Source organism: Mycetocola lacteus (genome assembly GCF_003667575.1).
Classification (GTDB): domain Bacteria; phylum Actinomycetota; class Actinomycetes; order Actinomycetales; family Microbacteriaceae; genus Mycetocola; species Mycetocola lacteus.
Map to the genome: position 1 here is coordinate 19,496 of NZ_RCUY01000009.1, position 16,123 is coordinate 35,618.

Annotated in this window: 9 protein-coding genes; 8 read left to right on the top strand and 1 reads right to left on the bottom strand. The window is 66.8% G+C overall.

Features of this window, described 5'->3' with window-relative positions; all coding sequences use genetic code 11:
* Nucleotides 1–157: 157 nt before the first annotated feature.
* The 8 genes from D9V34_RS09385 to D9V34_RS09420 are packed head-to-tail and all read left to right on the top strand — an operon-like array spanning nt 158 to nt 14,871.
* A complete protein-coding gene (locus D9V34_RS09385) occupies nt 158–1,309 on the top strand; it encodes a serine/threonine-protein kinase (protein WP_121688584.1) in 1,152 nt (383 codons plus the stop codon).
* On the top strand, nt 1,309–7,470 hold the full coding sequence (locus D9V34_RS09390; RefSeq protein ID WP_121688585.1) for an Ig-like domain-containing protein: 6,162 nt from the start codon (nt 1,309–1,311) through the stop codon (nt 7,468–7,470). Before D9V34_RS09385 ends, D9V34_RS09390 begins: the two co-directional genes overlap by 1 nt.
* Nucleotides 7,467–8,438 (top strand): AAA family ATPase, encoded by a 972-nt coding sequence (locus D9V34_RS09395; RefSeq protein ID WP_121688586.1) that lies wholly within the window; start codon nt 7,467–7,469, stop codon nt 8,436–8,438. Before D9V34_RS09390 ends, D9V34_RS09395 begins: the two co-directional genes overlap by 4 nt.
* Nucleotides 8,438–9,808, top strand: a complete 1,371-nt coding sequence (locus D9V34_RS09400) for a DUF58 domain-containing protein (protein WP_121688587.1) — start codon at nt 8,438–8,440, stop codon at nt 9,806–9,808. The genes D9V34_RS09395 and D9V34_RS09400 overlap by 1 nt, the downstream gene beginning before the upstream one ends.
* Entirely contained in the window at nt 9,805–12,576 is a 2,772-nt protein-coding gene (locus D9V34_RS09405; protein WP_121688588.1) for a transglutaminase domain-containing protein, read from the top strand. The genes D9V34_RS09400 and D9V34_RS09405 overlap by 4 nt, the downstream gene beginning before the upstream one ends.
* Entirely contained in the window at nt 12,573–13,148 is a 576-nt protein-coding gene (locus D9V34_RS09410; protein ID WP_121688589.1) for an FHA domain-containing protein, read from the top strand. The genes D9V34_RS09405 and D9V34_RS09410 overlap by 4 nt, the downstream gene beginning before the upstream one ends.
* Nucleotides 13,149–13,165: 17 nt before the next feature.
* Nucleotides 13,166–14,026 carry a PP2C family protein-serine/threonine phosphatase gene (locus D9V34_RS09415; RefSeq protein ID WP_121688590.1) on the top strand — a complete coding sequence of 287 codons (861 nt, stop codon included), beginning with the start codon at nt 13,166–13,168 and terminating at the stop codon, nt 14,024–14,026.
* Complete coding sequence (locus D9V34_RS09420) at nt 14,023–14,871, top strand: hypothetical protein (RefSeq protein ID WP_121688591.1); 849 nt, start codon at nt 14,023–14,025, stop codon at nt 14,869–14,871. Before D9V34_RS09415 ends, D9V34_RS09420 begins: the two co-directional genes overlap by 4 nt.
* Here D9V34_RS09420 and D9V34_RS09425 read toward each other — a convergent pair.
* Nucleotides 14,840–15,964, bottom strand: a complete 1,125-nt coding sequence (locus tag D9V34_RS09425; RefSeq protein WP_183091934.1) for a S8 family serine peptidase — start codon at nt 15,962–15,964, stop codon at nt 14,840–14,842. The genes D9V34_RS09420 and D9V34_RS09425 overlap by 32 nt on opposite strands.
* Nucleotides 15,965–16,123 lie beyond the last annotated feature (159 nt).

Consider the following 16,123-nt stretch of genomic DNA (forward strand, 5'->3'; position numbering starts at 1 on the left):
CGGCCGCCATCGTATTTAACGCCCGGAGTGGCCAATCAGGCGTTCCAGTCATGCAAAGATGGACTAGCGGGGGCTTTACGGGGGTATTAATTCTCAGTGCTTTGTTGCGGGATCATGTTTGTGCGTCCAGCCCCGGCAGCAACTGAGGAGGATCAGAGTGACACAGCGCGCCGCCACACAGCGCACCCCGAGCAGCCCGCCGGTGATTCCCGGCTACAGCTATGTCCGCCCGCTGGGATCCGGTGGTTTTGCCGAGGTGTACCTGTACGAGCAGGACATGCCGCACCGTGTGGTCGCGGTGAAGGTGCTCAACGGCGTGGGATCGACAGCTCAGACGCGCCGTGGTTTTGAGGCCGAGGCCGACGTCATGGCCCGGCTCAGCGTGCATCCATCGATCGTCTCGATCTATCAGGCCAGCATCTCGGCCGATGGTCGCGCCTATATCGCCATGGAATACTGCCCCGACTCGATGCGCTCACGCATGCGCAGCGCCACCCCGCTCACTCTGGAACAGGTACTCGATGCCGGTGTCCGTCTCGCCGGCGCCCTGGAAACCGCTCACCGTAGCGGCGTACTGCACCGCGACCTCAAGCCCTCCAACGTCCTGGTGACCACCCTGGGCCGGCCGGTCCTGGCCGACTTCGGAATCGCCGAGGTGCGCGGAGAGGTCGAGCCCGGTGCCCAGATCGCGCTGTCCTATCCGTGGGCGGCCCCCGAGGTGGTTCAGACGTCCACCTCCGGCACCATTGCCAGCGAGATCTGGTCGCTGGCCGCCACCCTATACACGTTTGCCGCGGGACGCTCCCCGTTTGAATCAGCTGAGCGCGCGCAGAACGTGCGCGAAAAACTCGCCGCGCGGATCACCAAGGCCATCTATATCGGGCTGCCCGGCGGAATGGGAAACGGCCGACTGGACGATGTGCTCTCGCGCGCGCTACGCAAGAATCCAGATGAACGCTATTCCTCGATGCTCGAGCTAGCCGAGGCCCTGCGTGATCTTCAGCGAGAGTTCGGATACGACCTGACCCCGCTCGAGGTTATGTCCGCCGAGTGGGCCGGGGCGCTGCCCTCGGTCAACACCGACCGTCAGCGTGGACCGGTTGTCAGCACCGTGCGTTCAACCTCGCGCAAGACCGAGCGGGCCGCTCTGCGGGCCGAGCACTCCCGCACCGATCGATCCGCATCGCTCCAGCGCCAGGACGCGCGTCCAATGTCCCCGATGACCGCAATGCTGATCGGAATCGGTGGGACCGTGGTGGTTGGCGGCATCATTACCGGCATCGTGATGATGCTCCAGGGGGCGCTCTGATGGGAATCCGAGCCACGCTCTCGGCGAGCTGGGGGATCGGCGGCGCAGAGCGACGCTCGCGCCGTCAGCGTGGAAAGGTGATCGCCTGGGTGGCCGGCGGCACCGCGGTCGCCGTGGTTGCGACCCTCGCGGTGTTCAGCGAGGGATACCAAGCCCAGGAGCTCCCGCGCACCGAAACTGCCGTATGGGTCAGCCGCGATGCCGGCCAGTATGCGCGGGTGAACACCGAAACCGGTGAGCTCGATACCGTTCGTAAGGCTACCGAGCCTGCTCAGGTGATCCAGGCCGGCCGTTCCAGTGTGCTCTTTGGGGCGGGTCTGAGCCGAGCCTGGGCGATTAATGCGGCGTTCCCCGAGGATCTGGTGGCCGGAGACGGTCCCGGCAAGGCTGCCGGCGAAGATGCGACTGCGGATCAGAATGCGGATCCTGCGGCGACCCCCGAACCCTCGGGGGCGAAGGATTCGAGCGGTCCCGCCGCTGAGTCGACCCCATCGGGTACGAGGGAGGTCCTCTCGGCCGGAAACTTCTTTGCCTTCCGCACCGAGTCCGGTGAGGTGTTTGCCGGAACGTTGGCCGAGAGCGACGCGGAGGCCTCCCTGGCCGGGACCAGCGCTCCGGCACCGGCAACCGGACGTATCACCGGCGCCTCGCCCGTCGACCCGCTCGCCGGGAACGCCACCGCGGGGCCGTCACCCAGTGCCGATGCCGAGGGGAAACCCGCAGCCCGCCCGCACTATGAGGCCACCCAGATTGCACTCGCCGCGGACGGCACGCTGAAGATGTTCTCGGCGGGGGAGTCGCGGGTGCGATCCTTCAACATTGCCCGCTCGGAATTCGAGGGCAACGGGGACAAAGTTCCCGCCGCCGCGGCCAAGGCCAAGGAGCCGCAGCTGACCACCTCGGGTGGACGCTGGGCCCTGCTGGATCCCACCACCGGAGACCTGTGGCGTCAGGGCGAGGGCAGCGTGACCAAACTGGAAATCGGCACCGACGCGCTGCTCCAAGCGGGGGATGCTCAGACCGGGGACGACATTCTCATCGCCGATGATGCGGGCCTCTGGTCCGTAGCGGAGGACGGCAAGGTGACCCGAACCGTGACCGCCCGCGGAACCCCCGCCCAGCCCACCCGCGTCGACGGCACCGGTTACGGTGCCTGGCTGGACACGGGTGCCGGCACGCTCTGGACCGGAGGATCGAAGACGATCGACCTGGCCTATGATGCGGCTTCCGGAGCGGCCGACCGCCGGCTTGACCCGGTCATCCAAACCAACGGAACCCGAGCGGTTCTTAGCGAACGCCAAACGGGCATGCTCTGGATGCTGCCCGATGGCACACCGATTCCGCTCTCGCAGTGGACCCTCAACCAGCCCCCGCGTCAGGACACCGGAACCGTGGTGGTCGACGATGCGACCGAGGAAATGCCCCCGATCGCAGTCCCCGACAGCTTCGGCGTGCGTGCCGGCGGACAGACTGAGTTACCGGTGATGCTCAACGATTACGATCCCAATAAAAAGGACGTCCTGAGCATCGTGCCGGAATCCGTAACCGGGGTCGAACCCGCCGGCTTTGGGCAGGTCAGCGTGCTTCCGGGTAATCAGCGTCTGGCGATCCAGGTGGCCGATTCGGCGACCGGAACGGCCACGTTTAGCTATAAAATCACCGACGGCACGATGGAATCCGAAACTGCCTCGGTCACGCTCACCGTGCGCGCCCCGGAGGAAAACAGTGCCCCCGTCTGGTGTGGCGTGGAGGGATGTCAGCTGAGCTGGCCGACCCCGCAGGTCACCCCGGGCGGTACGCTTTCGCTGCCTATTATGGAGGGCTGGGTTGACCCCGAGGGCGACCCGATCACCCTGCTCTCGGCGCGCAGCACAGACCCGGCAGCCCCGATTCGCGCGGTAGCCACCGAGGATGGTCGGATTGTCCTGCGGCACACCGATCAGAATGCTCCCGATGGGCAGGTTCCGGTCGAGGTGACCGTGGCCGATTCCCAGGGAATCGAGACCACACGAACGCTCAACGTCACGGTTTCGAGCTCGGCTGCGCCGGTCGTGGAACCGATGGTGGTCACGGTGCCGGTCGGGCAGAGCCTGGACGTGAACGCCCTGGAGCGAGTCAGCGGTGGATCCGGGTCGTTTGAACTCGTGGATGCCGTCCAGCCGCAGGGTTCCTCCGCGGGTTTGCAAACGGTGCCGCAACAGGCCCGAGGCGTGGTCGCCGTGACCCCCTCACAGCCGGGATCATATGTGATTCAAACCTCGGTGCGCGATAGCGTGACCTCCACCGAACAGACCGGTGTGATTCGCGTGGTGGCACCCGAGACGGTGCCCGCGCTGACCCTGCCGCCCACGCGCGCCTACGTGCGTCCGCTCCAGGACACCGTGGTGAGCGTGCTGGATGTGATTCCCGCCCTGGCGGATCGCGTGGTCACGGTGGACCAGGCCACGGTGCTCACCGGCACCCTTAATGTGGCACCGATCGAACGTGAATCGCTGCGCATTTCGGGCACCACGGATACCGGTGCCGCGGGCCTGGTGGGGACCGCTCGGATCACCGTATCCGATGGCCAAGGCCAGAGTGCAACCGGCCAGCTGACAGTATTCCAGGTTCCCGAGACGGGTACCGATCCGGTCATCGCCCTGCCCGACCGCGCGACCGTGCGGGCGGGGAACGTGGTGGACATCAACGTGCTGGAAAACGACGTGGTGGGGAGCGGGGAACGCCTCAACCTCGATCCGACGATCACCGGGTCCGGGGCCGATGGCGAGCTCGCATTCGCCTCGGGGAATACGCTGCGCTACCTGGCCCCCAAGGCCCCCGGAACCTATACGGTGAGCTACACCGCCTATCAGGAAAGCGCCCCGGAGAAATCCGATATCGGTCGCGTCCAAATCACCGTCCTGCCCGAGGGGAACAACCGCCCGCCGACCCCCGCCGCGCTCACCGCCCGGGTGCTGCCCGGGCAGGAGTCGCGCGTCCGGGTCCCGCTGAGTGGAGTGGACCCGGACGGCGATCGGGTCCGTCTGGTCTCGGTGGAATCTAAGGACGCGGTGTCCTCCACCGTGGCCACCTCAGGAAATGAGATTGTGCTCTCGATTGCCGAGACTGCCAAGCCTGGCCTGGTCACCGTCGGCTACACCGTTCGGGATCCGGAGGGGGCCGATGGAACCGGCACCATTCGTGTGTCGATCGGAGAGATCGCGGCGGACCCCGGTGCCCCGATCACCATCTCCGACTCGGTCCGACTGGTGCGCGGTTCGAACGCAGTCACCACGGTGGAGCCACTGCTCAACGATGTGGATCCCGCGCAGGGCAAGCTTGAACTACTCACGGTGGTCCCCGAAACCGGGGCCGACCCGCAGAGTCCCGAATACCGCGCGCTCGCAGACCTCCTGGACCTCTCGGAGATCAAGCGCGGGCGGGTGGGAATCCATTCCACGCCGAACGGCGGAAGCTTCTCGTTCCGCTACACGGTGCGATCCTCGGCGAGTAAGAGTACCGCCGAGGGACGGATCAGCGTGTTTGTCTCCGACCGCGTGGGCACCCAGGCACCGGTGGTTGTTGATACCACCCTCACCGCCCGCGACCGTGCGGTCCTGGCCACCACGGGTGTGGATGTGCGCACCGACCGCGTGCGCTGGGCCGCCGGAGATCCCGGCAAACTAGAACTCAGCCCCTGGGGTGCGGGAGCCGATCGCTTTACCGCGTCCGGCCCCAAGCTCATCGGGGAATACCGTCCCGAGGGCGGTGTGGTGCCCTTCAAGCTTGCCGGCCCCGACAATGACGGGGGTCAGACGGTTGCCTACGGGCTCCTGATCATGCCGTCCTTGGATGAGCTACAGGTCACGCTGCGCCCGGGCCTGGCCCCGATCGGAGTGGATGAAAATAAGTCCGTGGCGACCTCGGTGGATGACGTGATCGAGCGCATTCCGGGTGAGCGGATCGAGCTGAGAGCGGGCGATCTGCCCACTCAGCGTTCCCAGGCCACGTGTTCGGCCGCCGGCAACGAGATCCGTTATTCGGCGGGAGCCGAAGCGCCCTGGCAGGATCGGTGCATGATCGAGGTGCGCGTGCAGGGGCAGAAGATCTGGACCAAGCTTGCGGTCCCGTATCTGATCGTGCCGCGTGAGCCCAAGGTTGAGTTGACGCCGCTGAGCCGGGTGGTGCGTCCCGGATCGGATGAGACGATCAACGTCGCCACCGACATGATCCGCTGGCAGGGGGACCGCGCCGGCGATCTGGGCAAGCTGCGCTTCGCCCTGGGCGGCGCCGGCCGGGTGTTCCAGGTAAGCCAGGACGGAAGCCAGATCAGGGTGACCGCGCGTGCCGATGCGCCGCCGGGAACCGAGGAGCGCTTTAACATCGACGTGAGTGGTGCCGGGGAAGCGCGGGCGACCCTGACGCTGCGCGTCGGCGATGTTCCGCGGGAGCTCCCGCGCGGTGCCACGGTGAACAAACAGTGCACGGTGGGATCCGGTGGATGCCGGGTCACCGCGGTGGGGATCCCCGGAGAGTTCGATCCGTTTGCCGGCAAGGTGGGCGGCGGTCTTGTCCTCGACTCGATCAGCGCTAGCGCCTGCCCGCTGGCTCGGTTTGGACGTTCGGGTACCTCGGATATTGACATCACCTGGCCCGCGGGCCAGACCGCCGGCGGAACCTGCACCGTCCCGTTCCAGGTGCGCGACGCGCAGGGCCGACTGGGTGAGGGAAGGCTGGAATTCGACGCCCAGGGCTTGCCCGCGGCCCCCACCAGTATCACCACGGTGGCATATACGGGCACCAGCGTGAGCCTGGAGGTTGCCCTGGGTGAGGCGCAGGCCGCGCACCCCGCGGTCACCGGTGTGAGCCTGAGTGCCGATGGGCGCGGCGGTGCCGGACGCTGTGCACCGAGTACCCCCGGAAGCTATCGCTGCGAGGTGAGTGGACTGACCAACGGAACCAAACAGCGGTTCAGTGCCCGCGCGGTCAACGCGGTGGGGGAGTCTCCGGAAACCACGCCGGTCACCTCCTGGGCCTACCAGGTACCCACCGTGACCAGTGTTGGTGCGACTACGCGCTATGACGCTCAGGGGACAACACCGAGTTCGGGGATCGCGGTGGTCACCATCGCCGCCGCCGCGGATGCGCGTGCCTTCCGGATCGAGGGGCAGCAGAATGAGATTGTTCGCTCGGGTGCCACCACCCAGGTTGAACTGACCCTACCCGCGGGTCCGCAGACCATTCGGGTCACCCCGCTCAGCACCTTTGAACCACCCATCCCCGGTGGCCCTACCGAGGGTACCCGCGGCGAGGCGACGGTTTCGGTTGCCGGTCAGCCTGCGGTTTCTGGCCGGCTAGCCCTTCGCCCCGCCGATCCGACAACCCTGATCGCCAGCGGTGTCCAGGTGAACATGAACGGTGCACCCGGCAGTGGCACCGTGGTGTACCGGTACAAGGTGCGCTGGATGGGCGAGCCCGCCGCGTGTGCGGTGGATGGGGCGGGAAACCTGGTTCGTGAAAATGGGGATTCCACCAGCGGGCAACTCTCGGGGCTCAACCGGTTCTTCACCTACAACGTGCGTGCATGCGTGAGTAACGGGTTTGGTGTGGCCAGCAGTGATGTTGTGGCGCTGAGCCCCGGCGGCGAACTGCCTCCGCCCGAGATCGTCAGCGGCTATGAGGTCAACCCGGACTCGGTGAAGACCCCGTCCGGTGATTTTGAATACCGCCTGCGTACCCAGCCAAATGTTCTGGCTCAGGACGGCATGTTCCTGATGTATCAGACCAATGGCGGCTCCCCGAGTCGAACCTTTAGCCTCGACCCCACCCGGATCATCACCGAGGCCAGCGTCTATCAGTGCCTCAATGATGAACCCAACAACTGCTCGCGACCGGCGCGCATTGCGCCGATCACGGCGACCAACGAGGTCACCGTCACCAAGGTGCCTGCGTGCCTTCCCGCTGATACGAAGGATGCCGGCACCCTGGAAATCAGCGGGAGCGCGCGGGGGTCGTTCACCGTCAAGATCGTTCCCCCCACCGCGGAAGCCCCCACCCTGATGTCACTGGTCATCTCCTGGACCGGTAACTTCCAAAAGCTCAAAGAACTCGCCATCCCGGTGAAGGTGTGTGGCGGCGCACCGCCCGCCGGCGATTCCACTACCGAAAGGACCACCCCATGACTAGCGCAGCACTAACCCCCGAGCAGGCAGTGTGGGTGCGGGATGTGAGCCGTGCCGTGGTGGACAATATGGAGGAGGCCATCCACGGCAAGCGCCGCATCCTGGAGCTGGTTTTTGCCACCTCGCTGGCCGGAGGCCACGTCCTGTTGGAGGATGTGCCGGGCACCGGTAAGACCGCGCTTGCCCGCGCGCTGGCGCAGTCGGTGGAGGGTGTGGATTCGCGGATTCAGTTCACCCCCGACCTGCTGCCCGGGGACGTGACCGGCATCACCGTGTTTGATCAGAAGACCGCAAGTTTTGAGTTCCACCCGGGGCCGATCTTTGCCAACGTGGTGCTCGCCGATGAGATCAACCGTGCCAGCCCGAAGACCCAGTCTGCCTTGCTGGAGGTAATGGCCGAGGGTAGCGTCACCGTGGACGGAAATACCCGTGCGGTGGACCAGCCCTTCCTGGTGATCGCCACCCAAAACCCGGTGGAGCAGGCCGGTACCTACCGGCTACCCGAGGCTCAGCTTGACCGCTTTATGATCAAGACCTCGATCGGCTATCCCGACGCGGCGGCCATGATGCGGATTCTGCAGGGCCTCACCGACGATAACGGACCCCTGCGTCCGGTCGTTGACACCGAGACCATGATTCGTGCCGCCGATCTTGCCCGGCACACCCACATGAGCCCGCTGATCGCCGACTATGTGATGCGTTTGGTGGATGCAACCCGTCTGGCCTCCGAGGTGCGCCTGGGCGCATCGGTGCGTGGAGGCATCGCGCTTTCTCGCCTGGCCATGGCGTGGGCGGCGACCCGCGGGCGCGAGTATGTGCTCCCCGAGGACGTTCGTGACCTGGCCGTACCGGTGCTCGCGCACCGACTGGTGCTGGAGCCCGAGGCCGAGTTTGAGGGTGTGCGTCCCGAGGACGTGGTGGGCCAGGTGCTGCTGGATGTTCCCGTCCCCGAGGAGAACCGGGTCTAGTGAGCACCGAAACCGGAAGAAATACCGGGACCAGTCAGCGGACGTATACCCGTCATACTGAGCTGGGGTCCACGGTCACCAGCACCAGCTTTGAGCGGCCGACGCGTCGCACTCGGCTGCGCCGCAGCCTGCGGCGTAGCACCCGGCGGTGGCGTCGACGCCTGTTGCGTGCCCGGCGCTGGCTGGGCGAAACCATCACCGCGACCGGATGGCTGATTCTCGGAGCGGGGGTGGCCGGCGTGATTGCCGGTGGCCTGCTGGGCTGGGTTGAGGGCTGGTATCTGCTGTGTATCTCGGTGATCCTGGTGGTCTGCGCGAGTCCGTTCCTGTTTGGGGTGCGGGCCTATCGGATGACGATCTCCACCGATCGCGAGCGGGTGTTCGCCGGCTCCGAGGTGGCGGTGGCGCTGCGTGCCGAGAACCTGGTGAACCGTCCCGCGCTGCCCTCGGTGGCCGAGTTGACCGTGGGCGACGCCGTGGTCGAGGTGCCGATTCCGCTGCTGGGTCCGAAGGCGGAGCGGAAGATTCCGCTACCGCTCACGGCCCCCAACCGTGGTGTGATCTGGCTGGGGCCGGTGACCGTGTCCAAGCGTGACCCGATCGGACTGTTTCGTCGGGAGATGACCTGGCGCAAACGGCTGCGCCTGTGGGTGCACCCGCGGATCGTGATGCTTCCCCAACACACCGCGGGGATGGTGCGCGACCTGGATGGCCAGTCCAGCCGTGTGCTGACCGACTCGGACCTCTCCTTCCACGCGGTGCGCGACTACGCTCGGGGAGATTCCTACCGTCACGTGCACTGGCGGTCGACGGCAAAAACCGGTGCCCTGATGGTGCGACAGTATGAGGAGAGCCGCCTGGCCCGGGTGGCCCTGGTTTTTGACGCGCTGCGCTCGGAGTACGTGGATAATCAAGAATTCGAGCTGGCCGTGAGTGCCGCCGCCTCGATTTCCGTGCAGGCCATTCGCGATGGACGTGAACGCTATATCGCCTCCGCCTGGCATCCCGAGGGGTCACGAGCGGGTGTGGGTGAGCTCAGCGAGCTCCCGTCCCGCACCAGCACGATGATGCTGGATGCGTGGGCCGAGCTCGAGGCGCTCAGCGAGGGCCCGAGCCTGGAATACCTGGCCCACCGGGTATCACACACCCGCGATCAGCTGTCGATTGTTTATCTGGTGGTGGGTTCTCAGACCGACATGCTGCGTCTGCGCCGCGCGGCCTCGCTGTTTCCCGCAACGGTGCGGGTCATGGTGGTGCGTGCCGAACGTCTTGCCGATCCGCGCAGCGTGGTCTCCGGTGAAACCGTGGTGCTGACCGTGGGAGCGCTGGGCGATCTGCCGCAGCTGCTGGTGCGGGGGAGTAAGGGATGAGCGACATCACTCCCGAACGGGAAAATCGCGGCGGCGCTGCAGAGACCGCTGCCTCGCGCCCTGCGCACACCGGATTTACCCCGAGTGCCCTGGCTGGTCTGGCGCCGGCGCTGGTATTTGGGTTGTTGAGTGTCGCCGCGGTGTGGCCGATTTATCGCACGCCGCGGGTCTGGCTGGTATTCGGCGTGGCCCTGGCGATCGCGGTCCTGCTCTGGGCAGTGCGGATCGCGCTGCGCTGGAGTGGTACCCGAGTCTTTCTGCTCTGGCTGGGACTGTTTGTGCTCAGCGTGGTCCCGGTGGCGACCCCGCGACTCGTGGGCGGGAATCCGGCCCGAATCCTGAGCGCCGAACGTGACGCCCTGGCCGCGGTGGTGACCGGGTGGAAGCAGCTGCTCACGCTTTCCCTTCCAGTGGGGGACTATCAGGCCATGCTGGTGCCCTTCTATCTGCTGCTCTCGCTGTCGATGCTGATCTCCGTCCTGCTGGTAACGGGGAGGCGTCGTTTCCTGCAGTGGGCGGTCGCGCCCCTGGTAGCACCCCTGCTGTTTGGTTTGATCTGGGGTCCTGGGCAGGTGAGTGCGCCGCTGAGCGTGCCGCTTGTGGGGTGGACCCTGGTCGCACCGATCGAGCTGATGATCTGGTCGGCGGCCCTGCTGGCCGCCCTGATCTGGGTGCGCTGGGGTGCCGATGCGGATCGTCGTGCGGCGCTTAAGCGTGGACGCGGCCTGAGCATGGGAACCGGCGTGACCATTCAGACCCGCGCCGCCGAGGGGGATGTCACACCCGCGGTTCCCCGCCGTTCTCGCTGGGGTCGGCGTGTGATTGGTGGGGTGTTGCTGGTGGCCGCGCTGATTGGATCCGCGATTGGTGCCCCGAGCCTGGCCGCGCTGGGGCAGCGGGAGGTTCCGCGAGCCTATGTGGACCCAAATCTGATCATCCAGGCCGAACCAAGCCCGCTGGGCAGCTACCGGCAGTGGAAGCGAGACACCACCTTTAATGAGGGTCTGTTTCGGGTGAGCGCTCCCGGGAAGGGCCCCGAACGACTCGGGCTCGCAGTTCTCGATGGATATGACGGAACCGACTTCCACGTCGCGTCGCCGACGGAACAGGGAACCCGGTTTACCCGGTTTCCGGGCGCGGTGGGGGCGGGGGATACCCAGCGAGTGCGGGTGGAAATCGAGCGGGGTTACACGCAGCTGTGGCTGCCCCTGCCCGCCCAGATCGCCCAACCTCCACGCTTTTCCGGAGCTCGGGCGGACGTCCTGGAAGACTCCTTCTACCTCAACCGCGACACCGGGACCGGCGTGGTGACCCCGCCCGCAGATCCACTTGATCGCACCGGTAACGTGGGGGTGCGTGCCGGCGACGCTTACGAGGTGGAGTTTCCCGCAAACCCGGTTGATACCGGCGCACCGGCGGACCCGGCCACACAGCCGCCGCGTTTCCCCACCCGGGAGATGCCCGAGCTGACGGCTTGGCTGCGCACCCAGGCTCAGCCGCAGAACGCGGCCGGGTTCGAAACCCTGGTCAAGCGGCTACGGGATCGCGGCTATCTCTCGCACGGTTTGGCCGACGACCAGGCCAACTCCGCCTGGATCACCCAGCTGCGCGAGGGAGGCGGATACCAGTTCAGCCCCAGCTCTGCCGGGCACAGCGGTGCGCGCATCGAACAAATGTTCGAAGACCTGAATCGGCAGCAGCGTGCGGCCGGTCCCGAGGCCGACGAGCGTGCGCTAATCGCCGCCGTGGGAGATGACGAGCAGTTTGCCGCCGCGGTCGCGATCATCGCCGACACGTTTGGATACGACGCTCGCGTGGTGGTGGGGGTGCGCCTCGGTGCGGATAACGATATCCCCGGGGTGCCCGCATGTCGGGATACGTGTACCGGCGCCAACCTGGCGGCCTGGGTGGAGGTGCGCGGCGCAAACGATGTGTGGCATGCGGTGGATGTGACCCCGCAGAGCGCGAACCTTCCCACCGATCTGGTGGAGGGACAGCAGCTTCCCGAGTATGCAACCCGGCCGCAGGATCTTGGCGCACGCAGCGATGACCCGCAGTTGAACGTGGGTGAGGGCGAGAGTGTCGACAACCCGGATCAGGACGAGGCCGCCTGGGTCGAGATCCTCTGGACCGTGCTGCGGATTGTGGGGCTGAGCCTTGGCGCGCTGATTCTGCTCGCCCTGCCGATTCTTTACCTCCCTGTGGCCAAGCGGCTGCGGCGCACCCGTCGGTACGCGCCGGCCCCGGCGGAGACCCGAGCCCTGGGGGCCTGGGGTGAGCTGCTGGATGGCTATCGCGACGCGGGAAGACGCGTACCCTGGGGTGTCCCGCGGATGGACCAGGCGATCGCATTGGCCCACGAGGGCCTGGGCGACGATACCGGTGAGTACGGCGAGGCCGAGCGCGACCAGGAGCGGTTGCTGTGCTCGATTGCCTCCCGCGTGGACCGGGCTGTGTTTGCGCGTGGACTCTCCACGGATGAGGACGTTGAGCGCATCTGGGAGGACGTCGCGGTGGCGCTGGAGACGCTGCGGGTATCCGAACCCGGGCGCTGGCGACGACTGCGCATCCGGTGGAGTTTGCGGTCGCTGCTGGCCGATGTATCCGTCCGGGGGATCGGAGCTCAGCTTTCTCGCTGGGGCCGTTCCGCTTCCCGTACCCTCACTACCCCCGCGCGCCGGCTCTCTGTGCGCGCATCCCAGAAGGGACGCGGTCGCGACAGCACCGACACGTCCACCCATCTCACTCAGGAGAAGACCCAGCGATGAGCTATTCAGGATTTGTTCCCGTCCCACCCGGATCCGAACCGCTTGCCGGTCCGCCTCCGCTGCCGCCGATCCCCGACCAGTGGGCGCCCCAGCCCGGCTTTGAGCCGGTGGCACCCGATGAGGGAACGGTGATGATCACCCCGGTCGCGGCCCCCGTCGAACCCGAATACGATCCTGAGCTGGATGGGGCCACGGTGGTGGTGGATCGTACGCCGCCCACACGCTGGTTCCTGATGCTCGCCGAGGGGATCGAGGTGGAACTGCCCGCTGCGGACGTCGTGGTCGGGCGCAACCCCACGGGCTCGCCCGAGCAGCCCGGTGTACGTGTGCCCGATACCGGGAAGACCATTTCGAAGACTCACGCGCGGCTACGCCGGGTGGACGAAAACTGGTTTGTCACCGACCTGAACTCGACCAACGGGGTGCTGTTTTTTGCGCCCGATGGTCAGGAAGCACTGTTGCCGGCGGGGGTGGAGACCCTGATTCAGGGAGACTTCATCCTGGGCACGGTTCGGGCATCCCTCGAGTCGCGCGTCGGCGAACCCGCCGTTCGCGCCTGGGCCGCGCAGTAGCGCATGGGGGAGCAGGTATGAGCGAGGGCGGTTGGCGATGGAGCGGTGTGATCACCGAACCTGCGGGCCTGCACTGTGAGGTTGCCGCGCAGACCGACCGCGGTCTGACACGCACCCGCAACGAGGACGCCGTGGTGGTGGGTGGCTCAAGCTTCCTGGTGGCCGACGGGATGGGTGGTTATGACGCGGGTGACCGGGCCAGCCACGCGGTGGTCAGTGCGTTCCAATCACAGCTGCCCCCGTCAGATCCGGCGACGCTGGAACAGGTGCAAATGGCTCTTGAGCACGCCCGCGCCGGGGTGGCCGCGGTGGCCGCGGAAACCGAACGCGGTGCGGGCAGCACGGTGTCGGGGATTTTGCTGGTCTCCGTCGAGGGGGTCCTGCAGTGGCTGTTGCTGAATATCGGAGATTCGCGTGTGTACCAGCACGTGGGCAGCGAGCTCACTCAGCTGACGGTGGACCATTCGCTGTGGGAGGAGGAGAATGCACGCCGGTTACCCGGGGATACCTCGCCGATGCCCGCGCGCAACGTGATCACCCGCGCGGTGGGAGCGGCCGAGAGCGAGCCGGATACCTGGCTGATGCCACTCACCTCGGGGGTGCGCTATCTGATCTGTACCGATGGTCTGCACGGGCTGGTTTCGGATGAGCGAATCCGTGCGGTGCTGACGGTGGCCGGGCGTCCCGAGTCCGCGGCTGCCGAGCTGATCCGTTCCGCCAACGAGGCCGGCGGTAAGGACAACATCACGGTGATCGTGCTGGATGTGCTCCAGGTGATGGACTCGGAGCAGTCGCGCAGCGTCTTTGCCGATGATCCGCTTCCCTTTGACCTGTCCGAATCCGTGACCGCAACCATTCGCACCGGAAGGAAATCATGAGCATCCCGACCGATGACGCCGAACCGTTTGATGAGGCCCAACCGCCCACACGTCGTGCCCGTCGCGCGCGGGAGGAGGAAAAAGAGGACGCAGCCGCGGAAGAAATCGTGGATGAGACCGTGGTCGTTGTCCGTACGGGATTGACCCGGGCGGCTCACACCTCCGAGGACACATCGGTTCCCGAAGACGCCACGGTGGTTGTGGAGCGTCAGGTGAAGCGTCACACGGGTGTCACCGAAGTTCCGGAGGATGCCACGGTGGTTGTGGAGCGTCATGTGGAGCGTCACACGGGTGTCGACGAGGTTCCGGAAGATGCCACCGTGGTTGTTGACCGCGGGGCGTCGCCAACTCGGGTGAGCTCCAACGATCAGGATGATGCCACCGTTGTGGTGAATCGTCCGGCCCCGGCCGAACAGCCCGCCCCATCGGAACAGCTCACCCCATCGGAACAGCCGGCCCCGCCTGAACAGCTCACCCCATCTGAAAACCCCACCACCGCGGAACGTCTCACCCCGCCCGAAAAGCTAACCCCTCGCGATACTTCTGCCCCCGTGGCGGAGGTGGCTGGGGCGGAGGTGGCCGGGGCGGCCCTGTTGCCGGAGGGGAACCCGTTCCGTCCCGATGCAACCGTCACCGCGTCGGCACCCGAGCGGCGGATTATCCAGCGTCAGTACGGCGCAGAGCCGCCCGCGGGTGTGCCAATGGAGGCGGCCGAACGGATCGGCCTGCTCCCCACCGCGGAGCGGGATCGCCGTTTCCGCCTGGGTGCCGTGGCCGGGTTTGCCGCGAGCATCGTGGTTGCCGTGGTGGGGCTCAGCGTGCTGGCGTTTCTCGCCTTCTCCTGACTAACACCCATCCGAGGCCCGCAATCGCGAGCACCGCGAGCACAATCGATCCACCCACAGCGGCCGACGACAGCGCCGTCTTCAGCGGGGTTTCGCTGGCATGCACGGCGAGCTGCGCTGTGGGTTTCTGAGCCGCTGGTCGGCTGGTCTCCACAAACGGGCTCGCAGGTCCGCGCGTGTCGGTGTCGGGGTGCAGGGCGATCGCATCGAACGGCCTGATCATGCCCCACCCGCGTAGGCTGTCGGGCTTATCCGCGTTGGGTCGGTCGGCCGTGGCCATGAGCCGGTATGCCCATTCGCGCGGGGTCTCCTGCGGGTAGGCCTGCGCGACCAGTGCGGCCGCCGCGGCGGCATAGCCGGTGGCAAAGCTGGTGGAGGGTGCGTCCACCGAGTAGCGGCAGTCTCCGGCGCCGGTCGCGGTGGTCAGTACGTCTTGGCCGGGGGCCGCGACCTCGATGTGGTCCCCGTGAATGGAGCTGTCATTTGGAGCTCCCACGGCGTCCACCGCGGTGACCGCAAGCGCTTCGGGATAGGCAGCGGGGAATCGTGGACTGTCGGTCACGTTCTGGGTGGTCGCTCGGTTTCCGGCACTGGCGACCACGAGGGCACCGGCAGCGGAGGCCTCGGTGACCGCCGAACGCAGGTCCGGGGTGTCCACATCGTCGCTGAGTGAGACGCTGATGATCTGAGCACCGTGCTGGGCGGCCCAGCGGATTCCCGCGGCCAGTCGTCCGGCATCGGGTCCGAACCCGTCCTTCTCCGCCTGGTCATCGGTCGCGCGGTAAACGCGAACCGAGAGGAGTTTGGCTTCGGGGGCGAGCCCGATCACTCCGGATCCGGGGGCGGGTCGCGCGGCGATCAGCCCGGCAATCGCGGTGCCGTGACCATTGGGATCACCATAACCGTCGGGGCGTTCTCCGTCATTGATCAACGAGATCCCGCCAACCAGTGCGTCGGACAGCTGTGGTCGGGTCGCGTCGATTCCCGAATCCACCACGGCGATGGTGACACCGGCACCGGTCCGGCCGGGTACCGCGGGGGAGGCTTCGAGCTGCAACAGTGCCGACGGTGGCCCGGCGATCCGCCCGATCACGCCCGGTTTGCACGCGTCCTCGGCAAATGCTGGCGTGCTTGGTCCCGCCACGGGGAGCACGACCAGTCCGGTTCCGATGAGGGCGGCGGCGCCGGCACCGGCGATCCATCGGCGTACCGGTGATGCGCGCCGATCACGCCGTTCGCGGGTGTGTGGGCT

What these genes read in the sequence shown, in the direction of transcription:
- D9V34_RS09390 (WP_121688585.1), top strand. Translation starts at nt 1,309, where the DNA reads ATGGGAATCCGAGCCACGCTCTCGGCGAGCTGGGGGATCGGCGGCGCA.
- D9V34_RS09395 (WP_121688586.1), top strand. Translation starts at nt 7,467, where the DNA reads ATGACTAGCGCAGCACTAACCCCCGAGCAGGCAGTGTGGGTGCGGGAT.
- D9V34_RS09405 (WP_121688588.1), top strand. Translation starts at nt 9,805, where the DNA reads ATGAGCGACATCACTCCCGAACGGGAAAATCGCGGCGGCGCTGCAGAG.
- D9V34_RS09410 (WP_121688589.1), top strand. Translation starts at nt 12,573, where the DNA reads ATGAGCTATTCAGGATTTGTTCCCGTCCCACCCGGATCCGAACCGCTT.
- D9V34_RS09415 (WP_121688590.1), top strand. Translation starts at nt 13,166, where the DNA reads ATGAGCGAGGGCGGTTGGCGATGGAGCGGTGTGATCACCGAACCTGCG.
- D9V34_RS09420 (WP_121688591.1), top strand. Translation starts at nt 14,023, where the DNA reads ATGAGCATCCCGACCGATGACGCCGAACCGTTTGATGAGGCCCAACCG.